Source organism: Pseudomonas sp. BF-R-30 (assembly GCF_019956175.1).
In the GTDB taxonomy this organism is placed as follows: domain Bacteria; phylum Pseudomonadota; class Gammaproteobacteria; order Pseudomonadales; family Pseudomonadaceae; genus Aquipseudomonas; species Aquipseudomonas jessenii.
Map to the genome: position 1 here is coordinate 19,387 of NZ_JAHBDE010000036.1, position 15,228 is coordinate 34,614.

Sequence of the window (15,228 nt, forward strand, 5' to 3'; positions counted from 1 at the left end):
CCAAGCTGCTCCCGGATAGCAACGGGTATTGCGTTGGCACGGCTCTCGGTAAATTCATGGGATTATTTCCCACGCGGCTATACTGGGGTTATCTACCCAGGAATTCGCTGAATGCAATCGTCAACGCTGCCCACCTCGCTCCTCAAAGCCTTGCGGCATGTCATGCAGCCGCTGGTGCGCCTGATGCTGCGCAAAGGCGTCACCTACCTGGTGTTTGCCGACCTGCTCAAGGAGGTTTTCGTCGAAGTGGCGGACCGTGAGTTCCGCCTGGGCGAGAAGGCACCGACCGACAGCCGCATCAGCCTGCTCACCGGTGTGCACCGCAAGGATGTACGGCGCTTGCGCAATACCGCTGATCCGGCTGCTTCCACGCTTCCGGAAAACATCACGTTTGGTGCACAACTGGTCAACGCCTGGGCCAGCGCGCCTTTCTGCAACGACGCCGGCCAGCCACTGCCGTTGCCTCGATTGGCCAGTGTCGGCGGCGACCGTTCCTTTGACGCCTTGGTGGCGAAGGTCAGTACCGATATCAGGGCGCGGGTGGTGCTGGACGAGTGGCTGCGCCTGGGGGTCGTGCGCCTTGACGAACAAGAGCGCGTGCACCTTGAAGCCCAGGCCTTCGTGCCACAAAAGGGTTTCGATGAGAAAGCGGCTTACCTGGGGCACAATCTGCACGATCATGCCTGCGCTGCGGTTCACAACCTGAGCAGCGAAGCCCCGGCCTTTTTTGAACGCAGCGTCCACTATGACGCACTGGCCCCGATGAGCGTCGAGGCGTTACGCGAGGCCGTGGCCAGCGAGGGAATGCAGGCCCTGTTGAGCTTCAACCGACTCGCCGCCGAACTGGAGTCCCGGGACCTGCCCAGCCTTCAACCGCGCCAGCGCATCACAGTCGGCTTGTACTTCTACACTGAAGCTTCCGATCCCAATTCGCCAACAGCCCCTGAACCATGACCGTCAAATTGCGCCTGATTCGTGCAATCGCCCTCGTTCTGGGCCTCGGGCTTGCAAGTGTGTTGCAAGCCGCCCCAGCCTGTGTCAGCCAGAATGATGCGGGCACCAGCGAAGTGCCGGTCATCCAGGCACCTGGTGGCACCGGCGGCACGGGCGCAACACCTGGCGGCATGGGCGGTACCGGCATCGACACCGACAACGGCGGGATCGGTGGTACCGGCGCACCACTGAAAAAGAGCCCAGGCGGCATTGGCGGCACCGGTGCCGTTGCAGGCGGAGTGGGTGGCACGGGCATCAGCAACGATAACGGAGGAATCGGTGGCACCGGCATTGTCGGCACCATCACCGGGTTCGCCTCGATCTGCGTCAATGGCGTGGAAGTGCACTTCAACAAAAACGTTCCTGTCAGCGAGAACGGCATCGCCAGCTCCAGTGCCCGCCTGGCGGTAGGCCAAGTGGTTGCCGTGGAAGCGTTCAATTCCCGGCGTGGTCTGGAGGCCGGGCGCATTTCTATCCTGCACGCCTACGAAGGCCCTTTGACAGCCCTGCCGCGCGACTCCATGCCGATGCGCGTCATGGGGCAACCGGTACGCCTGGCCAACGGTGCCCAGGTCGCTGCCGGCCTGCGTCCGGGGGATCCCGTGCGGGTCAGCGGGCTACGCGATGCTCGTGGCGAAGTGGTGGCCAGCCGCATCGACCGGGCGCCCGGCCTCAAGGAGGCCAGTGCCATCGGCCCGGTGGATCGCAGTGGCTATCTCCAGGGGCTCAAGCTCAGCAATCACCCAGGCCCGGCGCAGGAAATGCTGGTGCGCGGCCATTGGTCCGGTCGCGAGCTGGACGTGAACCAAAGCCGCCCCGATCCGAGCCTGCCTTTCATTGGCCGGGCACACAATGCGGTGATCGAGGGCCTGGTACAGATCCGGCAGGACCGCCATTTGGTGGTGGGCGGCATTAATGTGACGCTGGCGCACGACACCGTGTTTGTCGGTGTGCAGGCTTCGGAGCTGGCGCTGGATCGACGGGTGCGGATCAACGGCGTGTTCACCGGCGCGCGGGAGGTGCAGGCAACGCGTGTTGAATTGCCCCGCGATCGCTCCGATTCGCCAGCGAGCAACCGGCACGGCCGACACGGCACCAACGAGCAAGACACCGACGACTCAAGTGGCTCGGGCAACTCGATCGACTCAAGCGGCTCCGACAACTCCGGCAACTCTGACAGCTCGGGGAGTTCAGGGAGCTCGGGCGGTGACAGGAGCGGCCGCTCCGAGAGCGAAGGCCGCGTTGTCGACGATACTCGCCACGGGGGGAGTGACAGTCATGGCGGTGGCGACAAGATTGAACGCGTGGACGTGGACGTGGACGTGGACAAGTCCGGCAAGTCAGAGCGAGTCGAGAGGGTCGAGAGGGTCGAGCAATCCGGCAAAGTCGAGAAAGTGGAGAGGGTGGAGAGGGTGGAGAAGGTAGAGAAGGTGGAGAAAGTCGAACGTCCGGAGAAAGTCGAGAAAGTTGATCGGCCAGAAAAGTTTGAGAAGATAGACAAAGTTGATCGGCCAGAAAAAGTTGAGAAGATCGAAAAAGTCGAGCCGGTTGAAAAAGTCGATCGCTCCGGCAAGTCGGGTTAAGCAGTGCAGTCATGATGCACTTTCGTCATAAGTAACTAGGCTGGGTAAGTCACGCAACAAAACATGCGTGTGAACTTCGATGACGTCAGACACGAGGTGAACATGGACCCCAAGCGCATCCTGCTCGTCGGTTGGCTTGCCAGCCTGGCCTTGCCGACCTTGGCCGATACCTTTACGACCTCGATCGGAACCGACTACTCCCGGGGCGACTATGGCACCGGTACGACTTCCGAAACATGGTACGTCCCGCTGGTGGGCAGATACGAAACCGGCCCCATGACCTACAAGCTCACCGTGCCCTGGCTACGCATCACCAATCCTTCGGTCGGCCCTGACGGCGAACCGCTGCCCGGCGGTTGCGGCAAGGTGGAAAGCGGTCTGGGCGACACCGTTGCCGGTGCCGGCTATGCCGTGCTGGACGGCAGCGTTGGAGGGCTGTTCGTGGACCTGGTCGGCAAGGTCAAGTTGCCCACCGCCGACGAAGACGAGTGCCTGGGCACCGGCAAAACCGACTATTCCGCCCAGGTCGATGTCGCCAAAGCCTTCGGTCCTGTGACCGGGTTCGCGACCCTGGGCTGGAAAAAGTTCGGCGACCCGTCGGGCTCCGACTTCGACAACCCGATATTCGCCGGCCTGGGCTTTGCCATGCCCGTGTTCGTGCGCACCACGGCGGGCGTGTCCTATGACTGGCGGCAGAAGGTCGTTTCCACGGGTGACGAAATCAAGGAACTGACGCTCTTCCTCACGCACAAGCTCAATCAGGAATGGAAGTTTCAGTTGTATGCCGTCAAGGGCTTTTCCGACGCCAGCCCGGACGGCGAGGCCGGGCTGTTGCTCAGCCACGCTTTCTGATTCCTGGCCATTGCCTGTCAGGTAACTTCCAGCATTGATGCGTTTCACCGCCTCGACTCAGGCCCTTGCCTCACTCCCGGGCGTTTTGCAGTTCAGTTTTTCTTCTTGATCAGTTTATTGATGTAGTACTTCAGGCTCAAACGATCCTTGGGCCTTGGTTTGTAGTGGGTTTTGTTTCTTTGTGCCGGATCGATCGCCATGGTTCCCGCGGTGTAGTAATAAAGCGCGATAGACCTGCGGGTGATGTGTTCCGGAGTCGTTAAAGGCTCCGGGTGCCCATGATTGCTGTCCTTGTCTGTGTTGAAAATGACACAGCGATTGTAAATGGGCAGGACTTTTTTAAGGCAGGTCTTCATGCCGACATCCCAAAGTTCCAGGTTGCCGCCGTATTCCTCTTGCCAGTCTTCATTCAGATAAATGATGATGTTCAGTCTGCGTTCAACATTAAGTTTTTTGTTGAGCCGGAAGTCCGAGTGCACCCCCAGGAAACCACCGCTTTTCGTTTCGTGCAGGCCGCCACCGGTAAAGTAGGGGTCGGGTATCAAACCTTCGATGCCTGTGAGCTTTTCAAGAAACTGCAACATGGGGGCCGAGTTAAAGGCGTTGAAAACAGTCTTCAAATAGGGGTCGCATTCGTTGGGACTGATTTGACGTTTGCGTTGACCTTTATAGCCGCGCTCGTAGAGCATTTCGTTGTTGGTTGGCTCGACCGGGAAATGCGAGCAGATGCTCGCAATCAGGTCTTCGTGCAAGAAGTTGTCGATGACTATGTGCGGAAATGGCGTAGCCTGAACATAGCTATCGGTCAATGAGGCACCAAAGGCGCTGGCGGCATTCTGGTCGAAATCAAGCTCCGGGGACAGGGTGATAGGTAGTGCCTGAGTGATGGGTGCCATTACCGCTCCAATGACCTGATATAAAAACCTGTGGGTGACTTCATGCAGCGTTGAATGCACTGCTCGTTGCGTCTATTCGCAACTCAATTTGTTCTGTCGTCCTTGTTCAGACGCTTAAGGATGTTGTTGTACATTTTGGTTCGTCTATGATTTTTAGCATAGCCGCCAACCGCTGCAACAGTGCCGGACTGAATGTGATCCAGATAGCTGAAAATTTTACGCGGTGAAAGCATTTCAACGGCATAACCCAGTTCGGTCATGCGGTCCTGAAGCGTATAGCCTGGCACGCGATCATCCATCGAAAAGTGCATGTTGTGCTGTTTTACAAGTTTGCAGTTCCACAATGTGCAGAAACTTTTCAAGTAGACTTCTTTGTACGGCTTTGGTTCTCTGGAGCGCAATCCCATGGAGATTTTCAGGCGTCTGAAGTGATGCTTGAATAGTCGTGAGCTATAGCGCCAGACAGTTCTGGCGGTGCCGCGGTTAATTTGCTCGACACAACCGACGGCCACGACTTTTGGGTTTTTCAAACATTTATTCAGCATCATCGGAAAAACATTCTTGTCGAAAACAAATGTATCGGTGTGCATCAGGAATAAATAATCGGTGTCAATACGCTCGAGAACCAGGTCAAGTGCCTTGCCATGGGCAATATGGCCCGCTTCTGGTTCAGAAACAGAGCGTTCAATCAAATTGATCCAGTCAAGCGTTCGTAAGTACTCAGTGCTCTCATCGGCGGAATAGTTGTCAACCACCCATACCGGGACGCTGTTGCTGCCAAAATGCTGGTGTAATAAGTCCAGGCATATCTTGGTGATTTCAGGTGTTTTGTAATTTACTATAACTATGCTGAAGGTTTTGGAGTTTTCAGTCAGTAAATCAGGGTTGTTCATCGTTCAGGTGCTCAATGTTATTCTATTTAATTGTATGAGTTAACTTGTATACAATTTTTTCTTGTTTGCCGCGCAAAATCTTGCATGGCCATAGAGCACAATTTTTTAAGTCGCTTTGTCATGCATAATAACCACGGGCTGCTCAGACCCGATGGAGAGCAGTAGAAGCGGACTTCATCGTATAAGGATCTGCTCTGCAGGTAAACATTTTGACTTGATTCGTTACATCAGGAGGCTGGCCGGGCCAGCATCCCGGGACGGTGTGAACTGCTCTTGCGCAAGGCATTCAGGCAATTTGTTACGTCATGTGGTGTGCCAGCACGTTCTGCAATTCACTGCTTGTAGCCAATCTGCCGCAACAGGTTCTTGCGCCACAGGATGTCTTCATCGCCTTCGATGTCATTGGCACAAAAGCCATCCACTACACCAAGGATCGCTCGCCCTTGCTGCGTCTCAGCGAGAATCACTTCGGTTGGATTGGCTGTTGCACAAAAAATACGGCATACCTCTGGAACCATTTTGATGGTGTTCAACACGTTCAGCGGATAGAAACCGTCGCCCAGGAAAATGATGAAACTATGGCCGGCGGCGATGGCTTTCGCATTTTTCTGTGCAAGTTCAATCATTGAGCTATCGGTGCCAGACCATCGCACCAGGCATTGACCAGAGGCTTCACAAAAGGCCACGCCAAACTGGATACCTGGCACGGTATTGACCAGCGCTTCGTGGATGTCCTCGACGGACTTGATGAAGTGCGTCTGGCCCAGAATGAAGTTCGTCGCATCCGGCTTTTCGATTTTCAACGTGATGAGTTGCATCTCAAACGCCTCCTTTCACGATGTTGCCAGGAGAGCCTGGCCACAAACCAAGCATAGCTACTCATTGGTTGTTGCTGCGTCCTCTGTCTGTTTTTGGCCAATTGCTCAACGCGTGCCTTGGACCTGATATGTGGTCGTTGACACTTGGGCTGAGGGTACTAATCTAAGGTGTGTGGGAATATTTCCCACGCAAAGATACCAGCTGGCTTTGAGGGATCGTACGGATACCGCAGTGGCTCGTTATTGCTGCAGATTGATGGCCGTGCCGGTTGGCGGGCCGCTCCAATGGGCGGCCGGGAACTCACTGGACATTGCGTTCGATACGGAGGTGAAAACGCAACTCCAATCGGAGGTGCATCATGCTGCTCAAGAAATGTTTGTTGGCTCTGGCAATAGGCGGGGTCCTGTCGGCATCGACTGTCCTTGTGCCCGATTACATCAGTAGTTTCTCCAGCGTGTATGCCAAAGATGGCGGCAGCGGCAGCGGCGGTGGTGGTAGCGGCGGAGGCGGTGGCGGTCACGGCGGTGGCGGCGGTTCCGGAGGCGGTGGTCACGGTGGTGACGGCGGTGGCGGTCATGGAGGAGAGGGTGGCGGTCATGGTGGTGACGGCCACGACGGTGACGGTCGTGGAGGCCCGGGGCGCGGCGACGCTGACCATGGTGGTATAGCCGGGAACAAAGGTCCGGGCAATGCGCGTGACAACGACAACGCCAAAGACAACGACAACGACAACGCCAAAGACAATGATAACGATGCCGCAGATGCTGCCAGGGATGCGGCCAGGGCTGATGCCAAAGCTGCCCGGGACACTGCTCGGGCTGATGCAGATGCAGCCCGGGATGCAGCAAAAGCGACTGCGGATGCCGCCCGTGACGCCGCCAGGGCTGAGGCGGATGCAGCCCGGGATGCTGCAAGAGCTGCTGGCGTATCGCGCGCAGAAGCGGATGCAGCCAGAGACGCTGCCCGGGCCGCTGCGGATGCAGCCAGGGACGCTGCCAAGGCCGAGGCAGATGCAGCCAGAGATGCTGCTCGGGCTACTGCGGATGCCGCGAGGGACGCAGCCAAAGCCGAGGCGAACGCAGCCAGAGAGGCTGCCAAAGCTGAGGCGAGGGCCGCCAGAGAGGATGTAGCGGACGCCCCGGATGCACCGGATGCACCGGATGCTCCAGACGCACCAGATGCACCAGACGCGCCGGATTTCGACACGGTTGAGGTGCAGAACTAGGCCCGCACGTTCGGCAATGAACACGGCAGGCATACCCGTCGATGACGTCCGGGGAGTTTGAAGGACGTATCGGCAATGAGTCGCAAGCCCTGAAGAATCTCGGGGGCTTGCGACTTTTTTTCGAAATCTGTTGCAGGTCCGAAACACTGACGAGGATGACGCAAGAGGAGACGGAACTGGACGGGTAAGCAATTGCCAGCCGTTCACAATCCCCCGAACCCTCCGTTTTTCCTGAACCAGCCGATTTAACGGGTTAGTCCGGCACGACAATATGTGCCGGACACTTCCACCACCGGAATTTACTTGTTAATCGACACGATCGAGGCGCTGTTACCCTCTAGCCGGAAGGAAAACGATACCCGGTCTCCAGGCGCCAACCCTGACAACTGATCTTGCGTCACGGAAAAGGCCATCGTCATCGGTGGCCATTGCAGGGCGGGAACGGCGCCGTGGGAGATGGTCACCGTATGCTTCGTAGTATCGATAGCCTTGATCGTGCCTTCGGCATTGGATACCGGAGCCTGTTTTGTTTCCTGCTTCATTTGCATGCCTTCCATGCCGTCCATTTTCATGCCCGGCATGTCCTGCGCGTGGGCAGAAAGTGAAAGCGCGAATAGGGTGCTTGCGACTGCGGTCAGGGTGAGTTTCATATGACTTTTCCTTGATGTGTGGTGGGTACAGGCAGGAGGTGCCGGCGGCGCATCAATCGAAAGGCTGCCGGAATGACAAACAGGGACAGCAAGGGGGCCGTGACCATGCCGCCGACCATGGGCGCGGCGATTCGGCTCATCACCTCACTACCGGTTCCGCTGCCCAACAGAATGGGCAGCAGACCGGCAATGATGACGGCAACGGTCATGGCCTTGGGTCGAACGCGCTGCACAGCGCCTTCACGAATCGCCGCCATCAATCCGTGCTCAGTACTGTCACCGAGGTCTTCACGTTCGGCCCAGGCGTTCTTCAGATAGAGCAGCATGATCACGCCAAACTCGGCAGAAACACCGGCCAATGCGATGAACCCGACCCCGGTGGCGACCGACAGGTTGAATCCCAGCAGGTAGAGGAACCATGCCCCGCCAGTCAGCGCGAACGGCAGCGTGGCCATTATCAGCAAGGCCTCATCGAAGCGGGCGAAAGTCAGGTAAAGCAGCACGAAGATGATCAACAACGTGGCAGGTACAACCAGTTTGAGCCGAGCATTGGCCCGCTCGAGAAACTCAAACTGTCCTGAGTAGCTCAGGCTCATGCCGGGCTGCAACTTGACCTGCTCACTGACGATCCGGCGCAGGTCGGCGACCACTGAGGCGATATCCCGTCCCCGCACATCGATGTACACCCAGCCCGACGGCCGTGCATTTTCACTCTTGAGCATGGGCGGACCGTCGCTGACTTTGACCTTCGCCACCGTGCCGAGAGTGATCTGACTACCCAGAGGGGTGTAGATCGGCAACTGCTCCAGGGCACCCAGCGAATCCCGCCACTCACGGGGGTAACGCACATTGATCGGGAAGCGAGCCAGTCCTTCAATCGTCTCCCCAACGTTTTCACCGCCGATAGCGCCGGCGACGATCGACTGCACGTCGGCGATATTCAGCCCGTAGCGTGCGGCCGCCTTGCGGTCGATATCCACGTCGATGTAGCGGCCACCGGTCAGTCGTTCGGCCAGTGCCGAACTGACACCGGGCACGTCCTTGGCCACACGTTCGACGGCCCGGGTGACGGCATCAATCTCCGTCAGATTGGTGCCGGCAACCTTCACACCGATCGGGCTCTTTATACCCGTCGCCAGCATGTCGATACGGTTACGAATCGGCGGTATCCAGATGTTGGTCAAACCGGGAACGCGCACCACGCGATCCAGTTCCTCCACCAGCTTTTCCTGAGTCATGCCTGCACGCCATTGCTCATGTGGCTTGAACTGGATGGTGGTTTCGAACATTTCCAGCGGTGCCGGGTCGGTGGCGGTTTCGGCACGACCGGCTTTACCGAAGACGTGTTCGACCTCTGGCACGGTCTTGATCAACCGGTCGGTCTGTTGCAGCAGTTGCGCCGCTTTCTGCGCCGACAATCCCGGCAGGGCAGAAGGCATGTAGAGCAGGTCGCCCTCGTCCAACGGGGGGAGAAACTCGCCACCCAGGCGAGACATTGGCCATAGCGCACTGACAAAAACCAACAGCGCGACCAGTAGCGTGATCTTTGGGCGGCGCAAGACCGCGTCCAGGGCCGGCTGATAGATACGAATCAACCACCGGTTCAACGGGTTCTGTTGCTCACTGGGAATTCGCCCCCGAATCCAGTAGCCCATCAGCACCGGCACCAGGGTCACTGACAATCCCGCCGCTGCGGCCATGGCATAGGTCTTGGTGAAAGCCAAAGAGCCGAACAGCCGTCCTTCCTGAGCTTGCAGCGTGAACACCGGAATGAACGACAGGGTGATGATCAGCAAACAGAAGAAAAGCGCCGGGCCTACCTCCACCGCTGCTTCGGTCATTACATGCCAATGACGCTCGCCCTTCAATTCCTCCCCTGGATTGGCTACGTGCCAGGCCTCAATCTTTTTGTGGGCGTTCTCGATCATCACCACGGCGGCATCGACCATGGCGCCGATGGCGATGGCAATCCCGCCCAAGGACATGATGTTGGTGTTGATGCCTTGGTAGTGCATGACGACGAAGGCAGCAAGCACCCCCACCGGCAGCGAAATGATCGCCACCAGCGATGAGCGCAAGTGCCAGAGAAAGATCCCGCAGACCAACGCGACGACGATGAACTCTTCGATGAGCTTGTGGCTGAGATTTTCCACAGCGCGGTCGATCAGCTTGCTGCGGTCGTAGGTGGTGACGATTTCCACCCCGGCCGGCAGACTGCTTTTCAGTTCGTCGAGTTTGCTCTTGACCGCTGCAATGGTCTCGCGAGCGTTCTTGCCGCTGCGCAAAATCACCACACCGCCGACGGTCTCGCCTTCGCCGTCGAGTTCAGTAATGCCACGGCGCATTTCCGGTCCCAATTGGATCGTGGCAACATCGCCAAGGGTCACCGGAACACCGCCCGAGCCCAGCTTGAGCGGGATTGCCCGAAAGTCATTGAGCGTTTTCAAGTAGCCGGACGCGCGCACAATGAACTCGGTCTCGGCCATCTCCAGCACCGCGCCACCGGTTTCCTGATTGGCCTTGCCGATAGCGTCGGTCACCTCAGCCTGAGTGATACCGAAGCTGGCCAGTTTCAGCGGGTCCAGCTGCACCTGGTACTGTTTGACCATGCCACCCACCGTGGCCACTTCCGCAACGTTCGGCAGCGTCTTGAGTTCGAACTTGAGGAACCAGTCCTGAAGCGCGCGCAGTTGCGCCAGGTCGTGTCCACCACTGCGATCCACCAGTGCGTACTGGTAGATCCAGCCCACTCCCGTCGCATCCGGCCCCAACGCCGGCTTGGCGCTGGCCGGCAACCGGCTTTGTACCTGGCTCAGGTACTCCAACACCCGCGAGCGAGCCCAGTACAAGTCCGTGCCGTCTTCGAACAGCACGTAAACGAAGCTGTCGCCGAAGAAGGAGTAACCACGCACGGTTCTGGCGCCCGGCACCGAGAGCATGGTGGTGGCCAACGGATAGGTCACCTGATTCTCGACAATCTGCGGCGCTTGTCCTGCATAAGGGGTGCGGATGATCACCTGCACATCCGAGAGATCTGGCAGTGCATCAATGGGGGTTCTCTGCACCGTCCAGATACCCCAAGCCGTGACGAACAACGTCGCCAGTAGTACCAGGAACCGGTTGGCCACTGACCAACGAATGAGGGCAGCGATCATGGCTGGCTCCCCGATTTGGCCAGGCGCTCGACACGCAAGCCATCGTCGGTCTGGCTCACCGCGACCCGAACCTTGTCACCCGCCTTGAGGCCCTGCATCAGCGCCGCACTGGCGAGAGGGAAAGTCATCGTCATGCCAGGCATGCCCAGCGTCTTGAAAGGACCGTGGGCGAGCGTAACTTCTTTGTCGTTGATCTCAACGATCTGCCCATCCGCCTCATGCAAACTGGCGGCTGCTCCACTGGCGGGTGACTCTTGCTCGGAGGTAGTAACAATGCCCTTGAGACTGGCCTCGGAATCGAGGAGGAACTGGCCAGACGTAACCACCTTCCGGCCTTCTTCCAGACCTTTCAAAATCTCCGTCTTGCCATCGCTTTCCTGCCCGGGTTGCACCTCCACCGGGCGGTAGCGGCCGGCGTCTTCGGCGAGCATTACCAGGGCACGTCGGCCAGTGCGGATAACCGCCTCACTAGGCACCCACAACACACTGTGCCCGGTCGAGTGTTTGAGGCGGACCTGCGCGGTCAAACCTGGTCTCAGGCGCCCGTCGGGATTGGGTAACTCGACACGTACGCGAAGGGTGCGGCTGTCCGGATTGGTCTCGGGCAAAATCGCGCTGACCTTGCCATTGAACATTGTCCCCGGGAAGGCGGGCAGTCGCGTTTCGACTGCCTGCCCCACGGTGATGGCTGCGGCATCCGATTCCGGAACGGCCACGGCGAGCCAGACACGGCTCAAGCCATTGACGCGTGCCAGAGTCTCGCCAGCCGTCACGGTCATACCCGCACGTACGTTCAACTCTTGCAGCACACCGCTGATGGGGCTGGTGATGGTCAGGTTCGGCTGGACTTTGCCACTGCGCTCTACCTGGCCGATCAGCGCCGCCGGCATCCCTGTGAGCCGCAGTCGCTGGCGGGCCGCAGCCAACAGGTCGGCATCACCGTTGCGCTTCAGGGCAAGGAACTCTGTCTGGGCGGCCGCCCACTCCGGCACCAGGATATCCGCCAGTGCCGCATTGGCTTTAAGCAGGTCGCCTGGAGCATGGGCATAGACTCGCTCCACGAAGCCGGCTGTACGTGCCTGTATCACCGCCACATCACGTTCGTTGAATGCCAGGACACCTGTCACATCGAGGCTGGAGTCAAAAACTCCACGGGTGACGGTCGCAAAACGCAGACCGAGATTCTGGGTCAGACCCGGATCGATGCTCACGGTCGCACGATCCTCGTCACCGCTGGCGTACCGGGGAACCAGTTGCATGTCCATGAAGGGGGACTTGCCCGGTTTATCGAACTTTTGCTGCGGGTACATGGGGTCGTACCAATACAGTGCCTTGCGTTCGTCCGGCGAATTGAGTTTCTGCTCCTGGGCGGTAACAGGTACCGCGCTCATGCGCGGGTGGGCGAACCAGTAGCCACCGGCAACACCCAATGCCAGCGAGATGCCAACCAGCAATGCTCCGTTCCATTTTTCAAGGATCATTGGCCGGACTCCCCATAAGCAAAATACAGACGCGCACTGGTCAGCGCTCGCTGCTCCTCCACGTCGATCTGTTTGAGTCGGGCTTCGATGAGTTCGCGTCGGGCGGCGACAACGGCGTTTAAATCGCCTGTGCTGGCACGGTAGCTGGCCATGCTGAGTTCAACCTTTTCCCTGGCCAGCGGCAGCAGGCTTTCCTGGTTGCGGGTTACCGCACGATTGAGGCGCTCATAGTCAGCCAGTTCGTTTTCCAGTTGCTGAGTGTGCTCCCGTGACAGGGCTTCGCGCTCAGCCTCAAGCTGGCTGAGCTCAGCCTGTTTGGCTGCGATTTTGGGGTTTTGCCGGGAGTCAGGAAACAGTGGCAAGTCCCAGGACAATTGCACGCTGACCATGTCGCCGAACTGGCGATCGCGATGTTGATAGTCAAGCTCCCAACTCCAGTCTGACTTTTTCTCCGACTCGGCTTCACGAACCTTGGCTTGCGCTTCGCGGGTCATCGGCGCAAACGCTGCCAACTCGGGGTGGTGTTGCAGTTTATGGGCGTAGCTCGAGGAATCGACAGGCCACTGCGGCAAGCTGCCCACAGGCTTGTCGTTGGCGGCGGAGCCAATCCAGCGTTTGAGGGCCGCTCGGGCCTGCGCTCTCTGGAGCACCAGATCGTCCTGCTGCTCCGCCAGTCGAGCCGCTTCTTGCCTGGGCGTCACCGCATCGGCGGGTTGAGCGCGACCACCGGCAATCCGGGCCAGGACGGTATCGGTCAGCAGGCGGTTTTCTTTGTAGAAGTCCTGGAACAGCGCATCTTTGCGCTCGACCGAGTAGCTGTTGATCCAGGCCAATGCCGTGGACTGGCGTACGTTCAGTCGTGCAACCCGACGCTCGGCGGCAGCGCGATCAACGGCGGCGTTGGCGACCTCGATGCGAGCCTTGCGTTTGTCACCGTTGGGCATCTCTTGCCTGACCCCGACCATTTGCATGGTCATGAAGTCGTCGTTGATGCTCCAGCGATCCGGACCGCCGATGGGGTAGTTCTGCACACCTGCCAGCAACTTGGGGTCAGGTAATTCACCCGCTGGAATAGCCGCACTGCTGGCAGCCTGAATCTTTGCATCTTGTGCAGCCAGCGACGGCGCATTGTTTTCGGCCAGCCGCAGCGCTTCATCGAGGGTCAGCGCGGCAGCGAAGCTCGGCAATGCCAGTACGCTTGCCGCCAGACCGGCCACGAGGGACCAGCCTGTGCAATAGCACTTGGAGTTCATGTTTACGATTCCTGTGATCATCCACTGCACGCGTCAAAAAGACATGCGCACAGCCAGTCCATCCCGCTAATACGGAATGAGGCTCAATGTTGGACAGGAATCAAACGCGAGGGGGTCGCCATACCCCGGACGGGGTTTGTACGGGCATGGAATCACTGAAGAAGGAAACCACTACGGGGCTGAACACGGTTACAGGAGGCTTGAGGATCGAGACTTGCAGCATACCGCCTGTCTTGCATTCCTGGCCCGGCTTGCAGGGCTTGCCATGCTCTGTCGGGCTTTTCATGTCGTTGCAGCAGTCCATTCCCATGTCATCCATCATCGCCATGCCCATCGTCTTCATTGGGCACGGTTCTGTGGGCGCCTGGACACCCGCCATCCCGCTGAGGGGAAGCACCAGGCTAATCACGAAAATGAGGCAAAACCGCAGGTAGCGTTTCATGGGCTGGAGTGTAGAGGCTGAAATGGACTCTTACAATTGGATGAATGTTCTCACAGCCTGCCGAAGGCGTTGATTCAGGCGATATCACCGTGCCGGAATTAAGCCAGCATTATCGCTGACAGAGGCTTTACGCAGCCTGTGCAATAACCCACAAGCGACATGTGTTGAAATTTCCTGCCGCCATCCCGCCCATCCTTGGTGGATTGTGCGAAAGCCCGCCGGGCTGCCTGGGTTTTTTGCACGAATCTTCACGGCTGCCGCTCGTATCATTTCACCCGGAAACCACGGTGAGCATTGCGATGACAAAAAACACAACGTTGTGGGACATCAGTCCATCCTTGAGTAGCGAAACACCGACCTGGCCGGGTGATACGCCATTCCGGGAGGAGCGCGTCTGGACCTACGGTCCCGAGTGTCCGGTGAATGTCGGACGCATCACCTTGTCGCCCCATACCGGCGCCCATGTCGATGCGCCGCTGCATTACAGCGCAGACGGCGCGGCGATTGGCGAGGTCGGTCTGGATGTCTATATCGGGCCTTGCCGCGTTTTGCATTGTCTGGACAGCGGCGAGCTGGTGCAGCCCGGGCAACTGGAAGGGCGTTTGCACGATGTGCCCGAGCGGGTACTGCTGCGAACCTATCGACAGGCACCGCTGACGACCTGGGATTCGAACTTCACGGCGGTTGCCAAGGAAACCATCGACCTGTTGGCGAGCCTTGGCGTGCGCTTGATCGGCATCGATACGCCGTCACTGGACCCGCAGCAATCCAAAACCATGGATTCCCACGGCGCCGTGGCCCACCATCACATGGCGATTCTTGAAGGCATCGTGCTGGATGAGGTCCCGGAAGGGGATTATGAGTTGATCGCCTTGCCGTTGCGGTTTGCTCATCTGGACGCCAGTCCGGTCAGGGCAATTTTGCGGCCGCTGAGTACGTCACAACAACGCGTGTAACCCATTCAACAGATCCGAAGGGGACGCCGG

13 protein-coding genes are annotated in these 15,228 nt (G+C 58.6%); 5 read left to right on the top strand and 8 right to left on the bottom strand.

Going from position 1 to position 15,228, the window contains the following annotated elements:
• The first annotated feature begins 111 nt into the window (after positions 1–111).
• The 3 genes from KGB20_RS19065 (at position 112) to KGB20_RS19075 (ending at position 3,428) form a co-directional block, all read left to right on the top strand.
• A complete protein-coding gene (locus KGB20_RS19065) occupies positions 112–954 on the top strand; it encodes a DUF6502 family protein (protein ID WP_150815230.1) in 843 nt (280 codons plus the stop codon).
• Positions 951–2,576: a DUF5666 domain-containing protein gene (locus tag KGB20_RS19070; protein WP_223532860.1), complete on the top strand. Its 1,626-nt coding sequence runs from the start codon at positions 951–953 to the stop codon at positions 2,574–2,576. The genes KGB20_RS19065 and KGB20_RS19070 overlap by 4 nt, the downstream gene beginning before the upstream one ends.
• 102 nt (positions 2,577–2,678) lie before the next feature.
• Entirely contained in the window at positions 2,679–3,428 is a 750-nt protein-coding gene (locus KGB20_RS19075; RefSeq protein ID WP_154910557.1) for a hypothetical protein, read from the top strand.
• A 92-nt stretch (positions 3,429–3,520) separates the two neighbouring features.
• Here KGB20_RS19075 and KGB20_RS19080 read toward each other — a convergent pair whose 3' ends face one another.
• From KGB20_RS19080 to KGB20_RS19090, 3 genes are all read right to left on the bottom strand, one after another.
• Positions 3,521–4,324, bottom strand: coding sequence for a 2OG-Fe(II) oxygenase (locus KGB20_RS19080; protein ID WP_057715371.1), 804 nt, complete (start codon positions 4,322–4,324; stop codon positions 3,521–3,523).
• Between the two features lie 83 nt (positions 4,325–4,407).
• Complete coding sequence (locus KGB20_RS19085) at positions 4,408–5,217, bottom strand: glycosyltransferase (protein WP_150815227.1); 810 nt, start codon at positions 5,215–5,217, stop codon at positions 4,408–4,410.
• Positions 5,218–5,549: 332 nt separating this feature from the next.
• Positions 5,550–6,035, bottom strand: a complete 486-nt coding sequence (locus tag KGB20_RS19090; protein WP_057715369.1) for an adenosine-specific kinase — start codon at positions 6,033–6,035, stop codon at positions 5,550–5,552.
• A gap of 359 nt (positions 6,036–6,394) precedes the next feature.
• Here KGB20_RS19090 and KGB20_RS19095 point away from each other — a divergent pair, with 359 nt between their 5' ends.
• Positions 6,395–7,261: a hypothetical protein gene (locus KGB20_RS19095; RefSeq protein ID WP_223532861.1), complete on the top strand. Its 867-nt coding sequence runs from the start codon at positions 6,395–6,397 to the stop codon at positions 7,259–7,261.
• Positions 7,262–7,560: 299 nt separating this feature from the next.
• On the opposite strand, the gene KGB20_RS19100 is transcribed toward KGB20_RS19095, so the two are convergent.
• From KGB20_RS19100 to KGB20_RS19120, 5 genes are all read right to left on the bottom strand, one after another.
• Positions 7,561–7,911, bottom strand: coding sequence for a copper-binding protein (locus KGB20_RS19100; RefSeq protein WP_150814857.1), 351 nt, complete (start codon positions 7,909–7,911; stop codon positions 7,561–7,563).
• Positions 7,908–11,066, bottom strand: coding sequence for an efflux RND transporter permease subunit (locus KGB20_RS19105; protein WP_154910556.1), 3,159 nt, complete (start codon positions 11,064–11,066; stop codon positions 7,908–7,910). The genes KGB20_RS19100 and KGB20_RS19105 overlap by 4 nt, the downstream gene beginning before the upstream one ends.
• A complete protein-coding gene (locus KGB20_RS19110) occupies positions 11,063–12,547 on the bottom strand; it encodes an efflux RND transporter periplasmic adaptor subunit (protein WP_154910555.1) in 1,485 nt (494 codons plus the stop codon). The genes KGB20_RS19105 and KGB20_RS19110 overlap by 4 nt, the downstream gene beginning before the upstream one ends.
• A complete protein-coding gene (locus KGB20_RS19115) occupies positions 12,544–13,800 on the bottom strand; it encodes a TolC family protein (protein WP_154910554.1) in 1,257 nt (418 codons plus the stop codon). The genes KGB20_RS19110 and KGB20_RS19115 overlap by 4 nt, the downstream gene beginning before the upstream one ends.
• Before the next feature lie 100 nt (positions 13,801–13,900).
• A complete protein-coding gene (locus KGB20_RS19120; protein ID WP_057715362.1) occupies positions 13,901–14,242 on the bottom strand; it encodes a hypothetical protein in 342 nt (113 codons plus the stop codon).
• A 299-nt stretch (positions 14,243–14,541) separates the two neighbouring features.
• Here KGB20_RS19120 and kynB point away from each other — a divergent pair, with 299 nt between their 5' ends.
• On the top strand, positions 14,542–15,198 hold the full coding sequence (gene kynB / locus KGB20_RS19125; RefSeq protein ID WP_154862210.1) for an arylformamidase: 657 nt from the start codon (positions 14,542–14,544) through the stop codon (positions 15,196–15,198).
• The last annotated feature ends 30 nt before the right edge of the window (positions 15,199–15,228 follow it).